13 protein-coding genes and 1 tRNA gene are annotated in these 17,824 nt (G+C 68.3%); 1 reads left to right on the plus strand and 13 read right to left on the minus strand.

What is annotated here, in order from left to right:
- From VMJ70_03955 to VMJ70_03985, 7 genes are all read right to left on the minus strand, one after another.
- Positions 1-3,850: hypothetical protein (locus VMJ70_03955; GenBank protein ID HTO90262.1), on the minus strand; the 3,850-nt coding region annotated here is incomplete at its 3' end.
- A 171-nt stretch (positions 3,851-4,021) separates the two neighbouring features.
- On the minus strand, positions 4,022-4,813 hold the full coding sequence (gene rph / locus VMJ70_03960; GenBank protein ID HTO90263.1) for a ribonuclease PH: 792 nt from the start codon (positions 4,811-4,813) through the stop codon (positions 4,022-4,024).
- Complete coding sequence (gene murI, locus VMJ70_03965; GenBank protein ID HTO90264.1) at positions 4,810-5,667, minus strand: glutamate racemase; 858 nt, start codon at positions 5,665-5,667, stop codon at positions 4,810-4,812. Before murI ends, rph begins: the two co-directional genes overlap by 4 nt.
- A 4-nt stretch (positions 5,668-5,671) precedes the next feature.
- A complete protein-coding gene (locus VMJ70_03970; protein ID HTO90265.1) occupies positions 5,672-6,142 on the minus strand; it encodes a GerMN domain-containing protein in 471 nt (156 codons plus the stop codon).
- 68 nt (positions 6,143-6,210) lie between these two features.
- Entirely contained in the window at positions 6,211-7,623 is a 1,413-nt protein-coding gene (locus tag VMJ70_03975) for an N-acetylmuramoyl-L-alanine amidase (protein HTO90266.1), read from the minus strand.
- The gene (gene smpB / locus VMJ70_03980; GenBank protein HTO90267.1) at positions 7,620-8,099 is read right to left on the minus strand and encodes an SsrA-binding protein SmpB; all 480 of its coding nucleotides are present in this window, start codon (positions 8,097-8,099) and stop codon (positions 7,620-7,622) included. Before smpB ends, VMJ70_03975 begins: the two co-directional genes overlap by 4 nt.
- 60 nt (positions 8,100-8,159) lie before the next feature.
- Positions 8,160-8,246, minus strand: a tRNA-Leu gene (locus VMJ70_03985).
- Between the two features lie 147 nt (positions 8,247-8,393).
- Here VMJ70_03985 and VMJ70_03990 point away from each other — a divergent pair.
- Positions 8,394-10,424, plus strand: a complete 2,031-nt coding sequence (locus VMJ70_03990) for a tetratricopeptide repeat protein (GenBank protein HTO90268.1) — start codon at positions 8,394-8,396, stop codon at positions 10,422-10,424.
- 7 nt (positions 10,425-10,431) lie between these two features.
- Here VMJ70_03990 and VMJ70_03995 read toward each other — a convergent pair whose 3' ends face one another.
- The 6 genes from VMJ70_03995 to VMJ70_04020 all read right to left on the minus strand — a co-directional run bounded on the left by VMJ70_03995 (position 10,432) and on the right by VMJ70_04020 (position 17,816).
- The gene (locus VMJ70_03995; protein ID HTO90269.1) at positions 10,432-11,409 is read right to left on the minus strand and encodes a transketolase C-terminal domain-containing protein; all 978 of its coding nucleotides are present in this window, start codon (positions 11,407-11,409) and stop codon (positions 10,432-10,434) included.
- A gap of 13 nt (positions 11,410-11,422) precedes the next feature.
- Positions 11,423-12,331, minus strand: a complete 909-nt coding sequence (locus VMJ70_04000) for a transketolase (protein ID HTO90270.1) — start codon at positions 12,329-12,331, stop codon at positions 11,423-11,425.
- A gap of 91 nt (positions 12,332-12,422) precedes the next feature.
- Positions 12,423-14,015: a DUF2723 domain-containing protein gene (locus VMJ70_04005; GenBank protein HTO90271.1), complete on the minus strand. Its 1,593-nt coding sequence runs from the start codon at positions 14,013-14,015 to the stop codon at positions 12,423-12,425.
- Between the two features lie 183 nt (positions 14,016-14,198).
- Positions 14,199-14,840 (minus strand): lamin tail domain-containing protein, encoded by a 642-nt coding sequence (locus VMJ70_04010; protein ID HTO90272.1) that lies wholly within the window; start codon positions 14,838-14,840, stop codon positions 14,199-14,201.
- Positions 14,841-14,971: 131 nt separating this feature from the next.
- The gene (locus VMJ70_04015) at positions 14,972-16,615 is read right to left on the minus strand and encodes a DUF2723 domain-containing protein (protein ID HTO90273.1); all 1,644 of its coding nucleotides are present in this window, start codon (positions 16,613-16,615) and stop codon (positions 14,972-14,974) included.
- 28 nt (positions 16,616-16,643) lie between these two features.
- Positions 16,644-17,816: a pyridoxal phosphate-dependent aminotransferase gene (locus VMJ70_04020; protein ID HTO90274.1), complete on the minus strand. Its 1,173-nt coding sequence runs from the start codon at positions 17,814-17,816 to the stop codon at positions 16,644-16,646.
- Positions 17,817-17,824 lie beyond the last annotated feature (8 nt).

Below are 17,824 nucleotides of genomic sequence, written 5' to 3' on the forward strand. Positions count from 1 at the left end.
TGCCGAGGTTGGTCGGGCCCACGCTGGCGTTGCAGACGTCGGGGGTCGCGCTCGGGTCGTTGGGGCCGTTGTTGGCGCCCCACCAGCACTGCTCGGCGAACACGCAGTGCGAATTGCCGGCGTTGTAGACCGCGTCGTAGACGTGGCCGAGGAAACTGGACCCCTGGATGTGCGGGTTGGCCGAGCCTTCGACCGAAATCCCGGTCGAGTTGTAGGCGAACAGGCACGAGTCCACCGCCGGGTTCGAGCTGTTGCAGCGCAGCGCGCCCTGGAAGCCCGATCCGCCGTAACGGAAGACGCAATCGTGGAAATGGACCTGCCCGTCGATCGCCGTGTTCTGCACCAGCACGGTGCTCCAGTCGCCGGCGTTGGGCGCGGTGGTGGCGGAGGTGGTGTCGCTGCGGCCGCCGTAGAAATCGTCGCGGATCGAGGTGAACACGATCAGGCTCTCGGGGACTGCCTTGCCGAGCGCGAAGAAGGCGCGATTCACGATGATGTTGGCGCCCGGACGGAGCTTCACGATCAGGCCGGGCTGGAGCGTCAGGGTGGTGGCGAGGCCGGCCCCGACATTCCCGTCCACCAGATACGGCATGTTGTTGCGTCCCGAGATCGGCCGGATCTTCCATAGCAGGTCCTGCGCGATGGTCTCGTTCACCACGCCAATGCCGGTGTAGCTATTGGACTTGAAGAACACGTTGGTGAAGGTAGGGTTGCCGGCCAGCGACATGCGGATCGGGAAATACGTGCACGAATCCACGTTCACCGCGCTGAGCAGCGGCGCCGAGGTGCCGAGAATGTCGATCCCCTCGTAGCCGGCGGTGACATTGGTGTTGGTGATCGGGACGCTGGCGTTCGTCATCGAGATCGCCGGCACGCCGTTGCCGCCGGCGAAGCGGAGCCGCACGTTGTTCATGACCGTGGCGGCCACGTTGGTCAGCGCGCTGAAGCCGATTCCCCACCAGTCCCCGGGGTTGCCGTGTGAAGAAGCACCGTCGCCGTTGCTATCGCCGCTGAACGCGTCGTCCGCCATCGAAGTGAAGATGATCAGGCTGTCGGGAGTGCCGTTCGCGGCCAGCGCGCCGTCGATCGCGATGTAGAACCCGGTGGGATCAACCCCGTAGCGGCCGAGCTTGATCGTGAGCCCGGGCTCGATCGTCCACTTGGCCGAGCTGCCGATGGTGATGGTGCCGGTCGGCGCGTAGGCGATGTTCGAGAGTGGCCCGGGTCCCAGGTTGCGCGTGGTGAGATGCGCGTCCTGCCCGATGCTCTCGCCGAGGATGCCGATCACGCTGTAGGGATTCCCCGACCAGGTGATGTGCGTGAAGGTCGGGTCGGCGAGCAGCGACATGTTCACCGGCAGATTGTTGCAGTTGAGAATCGAGCAGGAATCCACCACCGACGTGGATCCTGCGCCGAAGGTCAGCGCGCTGTTGTTGAACAGGAAGTCGGAGCTGACGATCCGTGGCTTCGAACCCACCGCCATCACCGCCGGTCCGCCGGAATTGCCCGAGCCGCCAAAGGTGAACAGGCAGTTGCGCACCACGCTGGTCGCGCTCGCGGTCGAAGTGAACGAGAACGCCGTGCCCCAGTTGCCCGAGGTCGGCGAGCTGGCGTTGGTGTCGCCGTTGGTGTCTCCGCCCACGGTGTCGTCCCGGTATGACGTGACCGTGATGCGGTTCGCGCCACCCGGATTCCCGACCGCGTTGAGCGTCCCCGCGATCGAGAAGGCGGGACCGTTCTGCACCTTGATCACCACCTGCGGTTGGATCGCGAGCGTCACCCCGAGCGGGACCGTGATGGTCCCGTTCACGACGTAGGCGAAGACCGAAGTCGCCGCCGGCGGCGGGAAGATGACCTGCGGGCGATACTTGATCGTCGCGTTTTGAGTCAGGGTCTCGCTGATCAGCGCCAGGCCGTTCTGGCCGTTGTTCGCGAAGTACGGCGAGGTGAAGGTGGGATCGCTCATCGCCGACATCAGGATCGGCGCGGTGACGCAGTTGGTGACGGTGTCGGCAGTCCCGATCGTGGGCGTGACCGCGCCGTTCACGCGAATCCCGTAGTTGCCACGGTTGACGTTGCAGTGGCTGATGGTCGGCGATGAACCATTGATCCACAGGTTGCAGGGATAGCCATCGAATGGCGCCGCCGAACCGCATTCGATGCGGCAATAGTTGAGCGCGCTGGCGCCCGCAGTGGAGTTGATCTGGATGAAGCCCCACTGGCCGGGCGCGGGCGAGGTCCCGCCGCCATCGCCGTTGGTGTCGGCGGGATTCCCCCAGACATTGTCGCGCTCGCCGGTGAAGACGACCGGGGCGCCGACCGTTCCGTTCGCGGTGAGCGTCCCGTCCGCGATGATGCCGACGCCGCCGCTCACCGGGAACTTGATCACGATGCCGGCGTCGATGACGAGCGACGATCCGGACGCGATGTCGAGATACCCGCCCTGGATGTAGTAGGTGATGTTGTTGTAGGGGGGAATGTTGCGCTGCGTGAGGTGAAGCGCGCCGGTCACCGTCTCCCCGATGAGGCCGAGTGCGGTGATGGTGTTGGCGTGAAAGCTCAGGTTGGTGATGCTCGGATTGCAGGTGAGCGACATGAGCGTCGGCGACGACGCCATGTTGTTGATCACCACGTTGGTCAGAGTGGGCGCCGAGGTGCCGTGAAACGTGAAGCCATGCCCGGCGTCGGTGAGCAGCGTGTTCGAGACCGGGAGATTGACGTTGAAGGCCTCGAGCATTCCGTTGCTGGTGCCGGTGGTGCCGAATCGAAGCTGGCAATACTGCAGCGACCCGGTCGAGCCGGCTTGGAAATTGATCTGAGACCAGTCGCCCCCATGCGGCGAGGTGGACGAGCCGTTGTCGTTGGTGTCGGCGGGCTGACCGATGGTGTCGTCGTGGATCGAGGTGACCGAGACGGTGTCGGTCGGCGTGCCATTCATGGTCAGCGTGCCGTAGTTGACCATGCTGGCGCCGCCCACCATCTTGAGCACGATTCCCGGCGAGAGAACCAGCGTCGCGGTGGGATTGATCGTCTCCCCACCCAACACCACGTAGGTGATGTTGTTGTAGAGCGTGGTCCCGACCGTGACCGTTCGCTTGGTCAGCGTGGCGGTGCCGCTGTTCAGGATGTTGGAGCGGATCCCGACCGCGTCGTAGGCGTTGTTGCCCTGCGAGAAGGTGAGGCGGTTGAACGCCGGCGTGGAATTGAAGTCCATGATGATCGGAGTCAGTGTCGAGTTCTGGATGTTGGTGTCGACGATGTTGGGCGCCGACGTCCCATTCATCGCGATCCCGCTGTAGGCGCGGCGCAGCGTGCAGTTGAGGACGTCTCCCGAGATGCCGGTCTGGAACGTGATCATGCCGTTGCCGCCGTAGCCGCCGTAGGCGATGTCGCAGAACACGAATCGAGACGAGTCCGGGCTGGCGTGGCTGGCCAGGTAGATCGCGTTCCAATCGGAGGGCGCCGCCTGAGTCGAGGCGCCGTCGCCGTTGGTGTCCCCGCCCTGCGTGTCGTCACGGCTCGAGGTGATGTGGATCAGATTCCCGCCGGTGCCCACCGCGTGGATCGAGCCATTCACCTGGAGGTAGGTGCCCGGGTCGAATTTCACGATGATGCCCGGGTTCAGAGTCAGCGTGAACGAGCTGGTCACCGTGACGGTGTTGCGGATCCAGAACACGTCCGCTTCGATCGACGAGCCCGAGCCCACCAGCCCCCAGCTCTGATTCGCGGACGGAATCGAGGTGATCTGCGCAACCGTGAGCGCCGCGGACGGTCGAGCGGCGAACAGGGTCAGCGGAAGGAGGATCAGCAGAAGAGGACGGGGCGCGAACCGGCGAAACACTCGGCGCATGGGGAGCTCCCGCAACGGAACGTGAAGGGACGACAGAGTTGCCCGGGGGCACATTCGGGCTCGCGGGAGCCGCACGGAGTGGGGGTCCGCGTGTCACGAGAGTACTCACCCTGAGAGTGGCATCTCAACACCCAAACGCGCGAAACCGCGCCGAATCGGCTCGTTCCCGCGTCAGGCGGCCGGCAGCAGCCCCGAGTCCCCCATCAACCGGCGATGGAGGGTGGTGACGCGGCGAATTCCGGTCCGCGCGAGCCGCAGGAGTTGACGAAGTTCGGCCTCGGTGAACGAAACGCCTTCGCCGGTGCCCTGGATCTCGACGTAGCGGCCGGAGCCGGTCATCACCACGTTCATGTCCACGTGGGCGCCGGCGTCCTCGGCGTAGTCGAGGTCGAGGCAGGGAATACCCTGCACGACGCCGACCGAGATGGCGGCCAGGGAATCTCTCAGCGGCGGCCCCTTGAGCTGCCCGCGATTGGACAGCGCGACGAACGCGTCGTGCAGCGCCACCATCGCCCCGTTGATCGCGGCGGTGCGCGTGCCGCCATCGGCTTCGAGCACGTCGCAGTCGAGGATGATGGTGCGCTCGCCGAACACCGTGAGGTCGGTGACGGCGCGCAGCGATCGTCCGATCAACCGCTGGATCTCCTGCGCCCGGCCGCCGGTCTGCACCGAGCGCGGGGTCCGCTGGGTGGTGCTGCGCGGCAGCATGCCATACTCGGCGGTCACCCAGCCCTTCCCCTGGCCGCGCATCCAGCCGGGCGCCTTCTCGTCCACCGAGGCCGAGCAAAGCACCCGTGTGCGCCCCATGGTGACCAGCGCCGAGCCCTCCGCGTTGGGCATGGGGCCACGCTCGATCTTGAACGGACGCGTCTGAGCGGCGCGCCGGCCGTCGTGGCGCGCGAATTCCGGAGTCTCCGGAGTCCGCGCTTCGCGCTCGCGAATCGCCGCCGGTTTGCGCGTCATTTCGGCTCACCTTCTCGAATCGAGGGCGTGCGCTCGAACCACGGCAGATCGGTTTGATCCACCACCGTGACCGGTGGCAGCTCCCGCCCGAGGAACGACTGCGCGATGCGCTTGAAGTTGCGCGGCTCGTCGCTCACGTAGAAGTGATGATCGGGCGGTCCCGAGGCGAGCTGTCCGCGCTCGGCGAGCAGGCGCGCCACCTCGCGGGCCGCTTCGGCGCCCGAGTCCACCAGCTGCACCGCCGGCCCCATCAGCTCGGCGATCAGCGGCGCGATCAGCGGATAGTGGGTACAGCCCAGGATCAGGCTCTCGAGCTGGCCGGCGCGCAGCTCGAGCAGGTATTCCTCGGCCACCGCGCGCGTCACGGGGTGATCGATCCAGCCTTCCTCGATCAGCGGCACGAACAGCGGACAGGCGCGCGAGATCACGGCGGCGCCGGGGGCGAGGCGCGCGATCGCCGCGGGGTAGGCGCCGCTCCCCACCGTGCCGAGCGTTCCCGTCACGCCGATGCGGCCGTGCGGGCTCGCCGCCACCGCGGCGCGCGCGGCCGGTTCGATCACGCCCACCACCGGCAGCGACAGCCGATGTTGCACCGCTTCGAGCGCGAACGACGAAGCGGTGTTGCACGCCACCAGCAGGCACTTGACGTTCTGGCGAACCAGGAATTCGCCGATCTCGAGCGCGAAGCGCGTGACGGTCTCGCGTGACTTGCTTCCGTAGGGCAGCCGCGCCGTGTCGCCGAAGTACACCACCGACTCCGACGGCAGCGCGCGGAACAGCTCGCGCACGGAAGTCAGGCCGCCGAGGCCGGAATCGAAGACGCCGATGGGACGAGGATCGTGGGTGGCGGGCATCAGATCATGGCCAGTCCGAGACTTCGAGCGGCCGGTCCAGCGGCAGATGTCCGCCGAGGCTCGACAGCGGATTGCCGTCGGCGACCAGCATGACGCGCTTCACCCCGGGCAGATTGGCGGCGAGGGTGCGCACCAGCGAACCGAGCGTCAGGTATTCGGCGCCCGCGCCACCACGAAAGCCCTGCTGGAACGCCCGCGACAGGTCCAGGGTGAGAAGCCCTCGGTCATCGAGATAGACATGAAGCACCGCGGTGCCGGGCGGCAGGGTTCGGATGCCCGAGCGCTGCGGTCCGCGCTCCAGCTGAGCGACGATCTCCGCGACGCGCTGATGGAGCGCCTCGGGCTCCACCACGTCGCGCGCCTCGCGCACCAGGCTGTCACCGTCCGCCGAAGCGAACCACAGCTCCACCGAATGGACGCCGGTGCTGACCGAATCCACGCCCGGCGGCGGCGGGGGAACCTCGGCGCGATGCATGAAACGCCACGCGGCCCACGCTAGCACAGCGATTCCGAGGCCCACAATCAAGAGTCGTCTCACGGTCCTCATCGCTGGCGCTGCCAGTTCTCGACGCCTTCGGCGATCGACGTGGCCAGATCGGTGATCCCGTTCGCGGAACGCAATCGGGCGAGATCCTCGTTCGAGGTGAGCGTCGCACATTCGAGCAGGAGCCCGGGCGCGTTCACTCCCAGCAGCGGGTACGCCAGGGTCTCGCGAAGACGCGCCGGCCCCTCGTCGCGCAGCTCGATCGACGCCATCACCGCTTCGGCGATTTCGCGCGCGCGCACCGCGTGCCGGGTGGCGACGTCACGCCACGGCAGGATCTCGATCGGCGCGGGAAATCCGGTCGCCGCAGCCGCCGTGGCTCCCGAGGTGGCGGGAGGACAGTAGGCGGTGAAGCCGCGGGCTCGCGAGCCCGGCAGGCCGTCGAAGTGGAGCGACAGCACCAGGTCGGCCCGCGAGCGATTCGCCGCCTCGGCGCGCTGATCGGCGGTGAGCGGCACGTCGGCGTCGCGCGTCAGGACCACTCGCGCACCGAGGCGCTTCTCGAGTTCGGGCTTGAGCGCGCGGGCCAGCGCCAGCGTGAGATCCTTCTCGATCGCCTCCCCCACGATGACGCCGGCGTCTTCGCCGCCATGGCCGGGATCCAGCACGATCACGTGAAGAGCGCGCGGCCCGGGCGGCCCTTCGGGAGCGAAAGTCTCGAGCAGCGTCCCGGGGCGGCGCCAGAACTCGAAGGTGACGCGGTCCGGGTCGCGCACGACGCGCCAGCCCACCGCTTCCGGCCCGACGGTCATCTCGAACGCGCTGCCCGAAGCGGTCGGCAGCTCGCGCAGCTTTCGCACCAGCGACGGCCCCGGAATCGTGTCGGGCAAGAGGCCGGCGAAGAATCCTTCGAGATGCACCTGAAAATTGGCGTGCGCGCGGCCCACCACTTTCGCCTGGTCCGAATGCTCGCAAGCGAACGTGACCCGGGTGATGCCTTCCGTGCTGGTGATGCGCGGGCTGCCGACCACCCCGCCGGGCGGCACCACCACCAGGCGCTGGCCGCGGGGGTCGAGCACCAGCCGCGCCAGGGTCGAATCGCGGGGCAGCGAATCCGTCAGCGCCACCGGCACCTGCAGCTCACCGTGCAGCGAGCGCACCGGGACGGGCAATCGCACGGTGTGGTCGTCCACCACCACGAACGGATTGTCCACGGTCAGCACCACGCGATGATTGCCGCTGCGCAATACCATCTTGCGGATGTCGGCGCGCCAGAAGCGCGTCGCCTGAAGCAGTCGGGCGAGCGCCGAACCGCTCACGTACGGCTGACCCTCGAGACGCTGGACCGGCTCGCTGAGCGGGGGCTCCGAGGCGCCCGCCCTGGGCGCGGGAACGGCGCCCGCCGCCAGCGCCAGCACCGCGATCGCGAACGCCCGGCGGAGGAAGCCGGGCGCGCCTGGAACCCGCGTCACTCGCCGCGCTCCCGGCCACGCCGCGCGCGCTCCATCTCGCGGCGCGCATCGCGCTCGGCGATCGAGGCGCGTTTGTCGAAGGACTTCTTGCCGCGCGCGACCCCGATCAGGAGCTTGGCGTGCCCCCTCGAGAAGTAGAGCTTGAGGGGCACCAGCGTCATGCCCTTCTGCTCGACCGCGCGCCGCAGTCGTTCGATCTCGGTGCGATGGGCGAGCAGCTTTCGGGCGCGCACCGGATCGGGATTGAACCGGTTGCCCTGCTCGTACGGGGGAATGTGAAGCTGGCGCACGAACAGCTCGCCGTTGTCCACCGAGGCATAGGCCTCGGCCAGGCTGGCCTTGCCGATACGCAGGCTCTTCACCTCGGTCCCGGTCAGCACCAGACCGGTCTCGAGAGTCTCGAGCACCTGATAGTCGTGATAGGCCCGGCGATTCTGGGCCACCAACTTTTCCGCGCTTTCAGTGGAGCGCGCCATGGCTCGAATTGAAGGGCCGGCGCGGAAGGAAGCGCGGGCCTCAGGAGGGGTCGCGAAGAGTGGTGCGGAAGGGGGGATTTGAACCCCCACACCCTTTCGGGCGCTAGAACCTGAATCTAGTGCGTCTGCCAGTTCCGCCACTTCCGCACGAAGCCGGGCGGGGAATATAGGAGCCCGGCGCAAAGGGCGTCAACGAGCGCGCCCGCGTGCTATAACCCCTGCGTGTCGAAGACTTCCCCTGCTCGCCCGGGCCGCTCGGCTCGCGAGAATCGTGCATCGCGCGCGATTTCGCCGATGCCCCCGGCCGGGGGCTGGCCGCTGGCCGCGGTGGCGCTCGTGGCCTTCGGCTGCGTCGCATACTCCGTGACCTTCCGCATGAGCACGCCCGACGTCTGGCAGCATCTGCTGGTCGGGAAGGCGCTCTGGCAGCTCGGCCGCATCCCCCAGGAACACCTGTGGACCTGGCCGATGTTCGGACAGCCCGACGTGCTGCCCTCCTGGCTGTTCACGGTGCTGCTGTGGCCGTTCTGGAAAGTGGGAGGCGAACCGGGGCTCCAGGTCTGGCGCTGGCTCACGACGCTCGGTGCGTTCGGCATCGCCTGGGCCGTGGCGCGCAGGCTCGGCGCTCGCGGATTGACTCCGCTGCTGGTGATCGCGGCGTGCGCGCTCCCCTATCGCCCGCGCAGCCAGGTGCGCCCCGAAACCCTGGTGGCGGTACTGCTCGCCCTGCAGCTGTGGGTGCTGGAACGGCGCCGGGCTCGGGCGGCGGGCGGCGCCATCGGGCTCGTCGCGCTGGCCTGGGTGTGGGCGAACGCGCACATCTCGTACTGGCTGGGACTCGCTCTCATCGCGATCCACCTGCCCGCCGAGCTGCGACGTCGGTGGCCCGAGCCGGCGCTCGATCGCGCGGATGGAACCGGGCTCGGCGCCCGGATTCGGGCCGCGATCGCCCGCTTCGACGACCTGCCGCTCTTGTGGACCCTGGCATTGTGCGCCGCGGTCTCGTTCCTCAATCCGTTCGGCTGGCGAGCGCTCTGGCAGCCATTCGAATACTTCCTGACCTGGCGCCACGAGCCGGTCTATCTCACCATCCCCGAGCTTTCGCCGCTGTGGCTCACTTGGCGCTCGCATCTGCGCAGCGGTCTGCCGATCCTGGTGGCGCTGTGGCCGCTGCTGGCGTTCTCGCGCCTGCGCCTGCGACGCCTGGATGGCGTCGAGGTCGCGACTGCGACGCTGTTCGTGGCGCTCACGCTCTTCAACCAGCGCTTCGCCGGCTTCCTGGTGGTGGCGGCCGCGCCCTATCTGGCGCGCGATCTCTCCGAGCTCCTGGGATCGCTGCGCTGGCCGGCCTCCTGGACGCGACCGGTCACGCGGGCGGCGATGGTCGGCGCCGCGATCGTGCTCGCCGGCATTCCCGAATGGGGTCGCCCCGAGTTCCCGGCCGGGATCGGCTTTGTCGCCACCTACTACCCGGGGCCGGCCTGTGACTTCATCGAGCACTTCGGGCTTCAGGGTCGCTTCTTCAATCCCTACTACTTCGGCGGCTACCTGCTGTGGCGCTTCTGGCCGCAGCGCGAACGGCTGCCGTTCATGGACATCCATCAGAGCGGCTCCCGCCGCGACCGCGAGCTCTACGCCTATTGCTTCGCCAGCCCGGAGGCGTGGAACGAACTGATGCAGGAGCGCGACTTCCAGCTCGCGTTGCTCGACGGGCACCAGGATTGGGTGGAGAACGATCACCTGATGGATCGCCTCGATCAGGATTCGACCTGGGCGCTGGTGTTTCGCGATGACGCCTCGGCGCTCTATCTGCGCCGCTCGGGCGCGACCGCCGAGGCGGCCCGCGGGATGGCGTTCCACGTCATGCCGGGCGGGCGGGAGGCGCTCATGAACCTGCGCGAGTCGCTGGCATCGAATGCCGGCCTGCGCGCGCAGATGCGGGCCGATCTCGAGCGCTGCGTGCGCGCCTCACCGCTCAGCGCTCAGGCGCAATCCACGCTTGCGAATCTCGACTTCCTGGACGGCGACCGCATGGGTGCGCGGCGGCATCTGCTGGGGGCGCTTCAAGTGGACCCGCGCTTCTACAGCGCGCACCGGCGGCTCGGCTACCTGGCGCTCGCCGAAGGCGACTGGGGCGCCGCGATCGCCGAGTTCCAGAAGGAGCGCGCGATCGGCGGACCGCCGGTGGACGAGTATCAGCGGTTGGGCGAGGCGTGGGAGAAAATCGGCAATCGCGCGCGCGCCGCCCAGTATTTCCGCTACGAGCTGCAGATCCACCCGCAGAACGACGAGGCGCGCGCAGGGCTCCAGCGAGTCGGAGGCTGAGCTCGACTCAGCCGCGATTCTTCTTCCGCGCCAGCACGCGCTCGGCAGCCGCCACGATGTCCTTCGCGCGCAAGCCGAAGGCATCCATCAGCTCGGCGGGCTTGCCGGATTGGCCGAAGCGGTCGTGCACCGCGACCAGCTCCATCGGCACCGGCGTGTTCTGCACGACCGCCTCGGCCACCGCGCCGCCGAGCCCGCCGTTCACCTGATGCTCTTCGGCGGTCACGATCGCGCCGGTATCCCGAGCGCACTGCTCGATCGTCGCGCGATCGAGCGGCTTGACGGTGTGCAGGTTCACGACGCGCGCCTCGACGCCGCGCTCCAGCAGCTGCTCGCGGGCGCGAAGCGCCTCGTAGACCATGACGCCGCACGCGATGATGCTGAGGTCCTTGCCGGACGCGAACACCTCGGCCTTGCCGAACGTAAAGGGGGTCTGCTCGGTGGTGACGAGCGGCACGTCCTCGCGGCCGAAGCGGATGTAGACCGGCCCCGGCTCGTAGGCGGCCGCCATCGTCGCCTTGTACGACTCCCAGTAGTCGCAGGGCACGATCATCTTCATGTTCGGGATCGAGCGGATGATGGAGATCTCCTCCATCGCCTGATGGGTCGCGCCGTCCGGGCCGACCGAAATGCCGCCGTGCGCGCCACCGATCTTCACGTTGAGGTTGGTGTAGGCGAGCGTCACGCGAATCTGGTCCGCGGCGCGGCACGAAGCGAACGCGCCGTAGGTGGACCAGAAGGGGATCTTGCCCATCGCCGCGAGGCCCGCGGCCACGCCGCACATGTTCTGCTCGGCGATCCCCACCTGAATGAATCGGTCGGGGAAGCGCTCGGCGAAGAAACTCACCATGGTGGATTCGGCGAGATCTCCCACCAGCACCACGATGCGAGGATCCTTCTCGCCCAGCGTCACCAGCGCGCGGCCGAAGCCTTCGCGCGTCTTCTTCATCTCGACTTTCTCGGGCAGCGTGATGGTGGCGGTCATGGGTGTCTTCGGGTCAGTGGCCGAGCAGCCGCGCCGACCACTCGGCGTAGTTGGTGCCCAGTTCCTTCAACGCGACCTCGCCCTGATCGGGCTTCGGCGGCTTACCGTGCCAGCGGTAGTCGTCGGCCATGAACGACACGCCCTGGCCCATCGCGGTGTGCGCCAGGATCACGCTCGGCCGGCCCTTGAAGGCGCGGGCTTCGGCGAACGCGCGAAGCACGTCGGGAATGTCGTGGCCGTTGCATTCGATCACGTTCCAATTGAAGCTGCGCCACTTCGCGTCGAGCGGCTTGATGCCCATCACGTCCTCGACGTCGCCGTCGATCTGCTTGCGGTTGTAGTCGATGATGGCGCACAGGTTGTCGAGCCGATAGTGCGCCGCGAACATCGCCGCTTCCCAGATCTGTCCCTCCTGCTGCTCGCCGTCGCCCATCACGCAGTACACGCGCCGCGGGTGATGGTCGATCTGCGCGGCCTTGGCGACACCGCACGCCACCGACAGGCCCTGGCCGAGCGAGCCGGCGGACACTTCGATGCCCGGCGTGTCGTGATGCGACGGGTGGCCCTGGGTGTGGCCGTCGAAGGTGCGGAATTTCATCAGGTCCCTGAGCGGGAAGTAGCCGCGCTCGGCCATCAGCGAGTAGATCACCGGCGTGACGTGGCCGATCGAAAAGTGCCAGAAGTCGCGTTCGGGCCACGACGGGTTCGCGGGATCGATGTTCAGTTCGTGGAAGAACAACGCCGTGCCGAAGTCCGAGCACGACAGCGGGCCGCCGGAATGCCCGGTCTGCGACTTGACCAGCATGGTGACGATGTCGCGGCGGATGTCGAGCGCCTTGGCCGTGAGCTTTTCCACCGGCCATTGCAGGCGCCCCTTCTGATGGGCGTCGACGAGCTCGGCGGACGGCACGGTGGGGTTCAACGGGACCTCCCGGAGGGCGCACGGCGGGCGTGCGATTCGTGCGGAAGTTAACCGCCGTCGAGGCAAGGGTCAATCGCGCGCCGTTTCACGGTCAGCGCCCGGGGTCGGCGATCGGCGTGCGCTGCACGTACAGGCGATGGCCGGGGATGACGTCCAGCGTTTCGGCGATCGCGTAGTACTTCGCCATCTCGGGAACCCATTCGGTGAACACGAAAGGCTGCCGCGAGACGTCGTGCGCCCGCTGCCAGAGCCGCATGCGATCCGGCAGGCTGAACGCCGAAGTCTGCTCGAGTGCAAGGTCCGTTCGACGCCCTTCCACCGCCTGCAGATAACGCAGCACATTCAGCTCGCTCCAGCCCGCGATCACCAGCGCGCCTCGGGGGATCCGCTCGATCGCGCTCCGGCCATAGCGCTCGGGCTCGTCGAAGCTTCGCATGCTGGGAAGCCAGCCGGCGCGCAGGCTCGGATCCTCTTCCACGACCCGGAACTTCCAGCGCGTGAACGGGTGCACCTCCGCGTATTCGCGGAGCGCGTTGGCCGTGATCGCCACCACCGCCACCGCCGCGACCGCGGCGCCGATCAGCACTCCGCGCCCCCGACCCGCCGCCATCGGCTGAACCACCTGAAGCCCGGAACCGACCCAGAAGGTGACGATCAGCAGAACGGGCAGGAGGAAGAGCTCGAGCATGGGATTTCCGGCCAGCAGAATCGCGAACGCGCTCGAGGCGATGAGCCCCAGCGCCAGCACTCGCGCGCTTCCCGGGTCGAGCCGCACGTGGCGGCGCCAGCCGAGCCAGGCCAGGAGCAAGGCGATGGGGCCCAACTCGAACACGAAGACGTCGAACCCGGCCTCCAGAGGTCGAATCAGCATGGCCCGCCACTGGATCGCCATCGGCGCCGGCGGATAGCTGTTGCGGCCGGCGATCATCCACCCCAGGCGTTTCCAGGGCGTGTCGAAATCGGGCATCGGGCGCCCGAACGGGTTCTGAACGATGCGCACCATGTCGTAGTAGTTGATCGCCGGATGGCGAACGTCGGCGATGACGAGGAACAGGTAGGGCGAGACACCGAGCAGGAATGAGCCGAGCAGCAGGAGCAGACTCGGAATCGGATGCGGATCGCGACGCCAGACGAGCATGACCAGCGACACGCCGAGCACCGCGACCAGCGGAGCGAAAATCATGTGCCCGGTGAGCGTGAGACCGAGAAGGACGCCGGCGAGCAGGGCATCGACGGGGCGCCCGCTGCGGTGGGCGGCCCAGGTCCTCCACCCCGCCAGCACCGCGAACGCGTTGGCGAGCGTGTACACCTCGGCGCGAAGTGAAGTGCGCCATGGACTGAACGCGAGGCCGAACATGCAGGCTGCCGCGACCGAGGCCGCGACGCCGATGCCCAGCTCGCCCATCAGCACGACCAGCAGCGCCCCCGTCGCGGCTCCGAAGAAGGCGCTCATCCAGTTGACGCAATAGGCAGGGCTCGCGAACCCGAGGCGGCCAAACAGCCCGCCCAGCAGCACGAAGGTGGGGTAGCCGGTGGCGTGCGGGATGCCGGCCGTCAACGCTGCGGCCTGGAGCTCCCCGCTGTCGCCGTACAGGATTCCCGGTGCAGCGGTATAGGAGTAGAGGATGAGAAAGGCGAGGAGCACGCCGCCAGCGGCGATCGCTCGAATCGACGGCCGTGGCATGGGAAGTGGCGACGACTCCAAGAGGTCGTGAGGGTGCGGATGGAGCGACCCACCCTCGGGGGGCGCGGCCGCGCCGACTCAGCTTCAAGCCTATCGAAGCCGCGCCCCCGACCTCAACTGACCCCGGAATGAGGCCCGTGCCGGTCAGACGCTTTGGAACAACCGGGTGCCGGCCATTCCCTCTCAGTGATAGATCGCCTTGATCCTCCCCCACGTGACCGGCGCGGTCGGAGTCGAGTTGCAGAGATTCGCCTCTCCGGGCGTCGGCATGCATCCGGTCCCGGTCGGCGCGGTCGAGCCGGTGTAGGGATCGAGTCCGTCGAACAGGGCCCAGTCCGGGCCGCCATCGGGCGAGCGGCCCACCGCGCGATCCGCAGCCGCTTCGTGACTGCCGAAGACATGCGAGTCCACCAGCGTCGTGTCTGAGCCGCTCACGTGCCAGAGCAGCACGGCGTCGCCGGAGTTGCCGAGCGAGAGTCCGAAGGCCGGGAAGCCGTTGGCATGCTCCCAGTCGAACGACGTCTTGCCGTAGACCACCAGGTGCCCGCCGGGCGCGAGGTCACCGGTGAATGCGTAGCGCGGAATGGAATCGCCGTCGGTGAGAAAGTACCCGTTGAGGTCGAGGGTCGCGCCGCCGGCATTGAACATCTCGACCCACTCGTCGTCGCGCGAGGAAAACGCGCCGCTTCCATCCCAGTCGCGCGCCGGGCCGGCCAGGATTTCGTTGATGACGAGCGGGGAGTCGGCGCGGGCTTCTGCAGCGATGACCGCTCCCTCGGCGATCATGATCGCAACCATCACGATGTAGCAGAACTGTTTGAGCATCGGGCGTCTCCACGGGAGCGAACCGGGAGCGGCTCGAGGGCGTGGTGGCTCGCAGGACTGCACGCGCCGTGCCCGCCGGGGAAGCGCGATACGGCGGCCATGGCGCAGCGCGAAACCGGGACGCTGTCGCTTCAGGGCACGCGACTGTCCACGGCGCGCACGATGTAGATCCAGCGCCCCGCGGCGACCTTCACCGAATCTGCGGCGCCGAGATAGGGCCGTTCGCGCTCCCCTCGCTCGGTGAAGACGATCGGCGCCGGCAATCCGTCGCGGGCGGCGAGCCAGCCGCGGACGCGCCGGTCGATGGTCTCGGGCGCGATCTGATCGAGCGTCAGATCGGGCCGCAACCCCTCCACCAGGCGCAGGTGCCGGAGCGGCGTGAAGTCGGGCCAGGAGGCGAGCAGCAGCGCGTTCCTTGGCGCCGACTCCAGCACCGATCGGCCCCACGGTGCTGCCTCGGCCGCGTGGCGCATGCCGGGAAACAGGCCGGCGTGAAGGGTCCGGTCCTCCTCGATCACCTGCCAGCCGCGCGGTCCGATCGGATGGGCGGCAGCGCTCGCGCGCAGCAGATGGGGCGGGAACACCAGCAGCGCCCAGATCGCGATGCCGGCCCACGCTCGTGCCGTGGGCGGCTCCGCCGGTCGCGAACGAGCGAAACGCTCGAGCAGTCCGTCCACCCCATCCGCCGCCAGCAGCGTTCCCAGCGCGGTCGCCGGCAGCAGGAACAGATCGAGCATTGCGCCGCGCGTGATCAGGGCGGCGAACGCCAGCGTCGCCACGATCGCCGCGGCGAGCAGCGCCGCCAAGCTTCGATCGCGGCGCCAGCGCCGCGCAAAGCCGAGTGCCGCCAGCGCCGCCGCCACCGGACCCAGCTCGAACAGGCACAGCAGCGCCGACCCATCCACGAGGCCATAGAAGATCGAGCGCGGATGGTGCTCGACCGGCAGCGGGGGATAGACGTTGCGCCCGGTGACCAGCCACCACACGCGCTGCCAGGGCGTGTCGAGCGGCGGATGATCCACTCCCATGATTGAGGCGGCGTGGCGCACCAGGTCGAGAAAGTTGGCGGGCACGCCGTGCGCGTCCATCCACACCAGCAGCAGATAGGGCGTGAGCCCGAGCAGGAAGGCGCCGAGCAAGAGCGCGAGTCCGACCGCGGCGCGAGTCGGAGATCCGGCAGGCGTTCCCGCGCCTCCCGAGAGTCCGCGCCGCCCCTCGCGCCAGGCGAGCGCGAGCCCGGCGATCGCCACCGCGGGCGCGAAGAACAGGTGCACCGTCATCACCAGGCCGAGCAGGAAGCCGGCCCCCAGCACCTCGCGCCGCGCGCCGGTCGCACGGGCGCGCAACAGCGCCCCGAGCGCAAGAAACGCCATCAGGATCGAGAGCGAATAGACCTCGGCGCGCAGCGCCACGCGCCAGAAGCTGAAGCTGAGGCCCAGGAGGCCGGCCGCGATCACCGAGCCCGCGAGCGAGACGCGCAACTCGCCGAGGCGGCGCACCATCAGCGCGAGCGCCGCCGCGCCCGCGGTCGCGCTCAGCAACGTGACGCGGAATTCGGGGGCGAACGCCGGCAGCCAGGCGAAGGCGCGGGCCGCGATCAGCCACAGCGGATAGCCCGACGAGTGGGGAATCCCGCCGAGCAGCGCCACGGTCTGGAACTCGGCGCTGTCGGCCCAGCGGAGCCCGGGCGCCGCGGTGAAGCCGTAGAGCAGCAGGAAGGCCGCCCCCACCCCGAGCGACGCGGCCGCGTGCTCGCGCGGGAGCGGCCTCTTCATCACGCGTCGGTCGGCGCCGGCGTCCGCGTCAGCCGCGCGCGCGAACCGACAGAAACTCGTTGATGGCGCCGAGCGCGAAGCGAATGTTCTCCATCGAATTCGCGTAGGAGAACCGCAGGTAGCCCTCGCCATGCACGCCGAACGAGGTGCCGGCGAGGCACGCGACCCCGGCCTCCTCGAGCAGTGCGGTCGACAGCTCCTTGCTGGTCAAGCCGGTACCGCGAATGTTGGGGAAGGCGTAGAACGCTCCGCGCGGCATGAAGCACTTGACGCCCGGGATCTTGTTCAGGCCCTCGACGATCTCGTCGCGCCGCACCTTGAATTCGGCGACCATCGCGTGCATCTCGCCCTGCGGACCGGTAAGCGCCGCCTGGCCGGCCTTCTGAATGAAGCTGGCCGTGCACGAGTTGGAATTGGTCATCAGCCGCGTGACGTGCACGGCGAGCGGCTTCGGCATGATGCCGAAGCCCAGACGCCAGCCGGTCATCGAGAAGGTCTTGGAGAATCCGTCGAGCACGATGGTGCGCTCCGCCATGCCGGGCAGGGAAGCGATCGAGAGGTGCTTCCCCTGATACTGGATGCGCGCGTAGATCTCGTCCGACAGGATCCAGAAATCATGCTTGCGCGCCAGCGCCGCGAGGGCATGCACGGTCTCGGGCTTCATCACCGCGCCGGTCGGATTGTGCGGGGAATTGATCACCAGCAGCCGGGTGCGCGAGGTGATCTTCTTCTCGAGGTCCTTGAGATCGACGTCGAACTCGTCCTCTTCCTTGAGCTGGAGCGCCACCGGGCGCGCGTTCAGGAAGTTGGCCACCGATTCGTAGATCGGGAAGCCGGGATTCGGATAGATGACCTCGTCGCCCTCTTCGAGCAGCGCGAGCATGGCGAAGAACATGATCGGCTTGGCCCCCGGCGTCACCACCACGTTGTCGGCATCGCACGGAATCGCGCGCTCGGCGCCGAACACGTCGGCGATGGTCTGGCGGAACTCCGGGAGTCCCGCCGACGGCCCGTAGTGGGTCCAGCCTTCCTCCAGCGCCTGTGCCGCGGCCTTGCGAATGAAGGCGGGCGTATCGAAGTCGGGCTCGCCGATCTCGAGATGAACGACCTTCTTGCCCGTCGCCTCCAGCGCACGGGCGCGCGCCAGCACCTCGAAAGCGGTCTCCGTGCCCAGCCGGGTCATGCGCTTCGCGAACGTCATGCCTCTCT

The organism is Candidatus Sulfotelmatobacter sp., assembly GCA_035498555.1.
Classification (GTDB): domain Bacteria; phylum Eisenbacteria; class RBG-16-71-46; order RBG-16-71-46; family RBG-16-71-46; genus DATKAB01.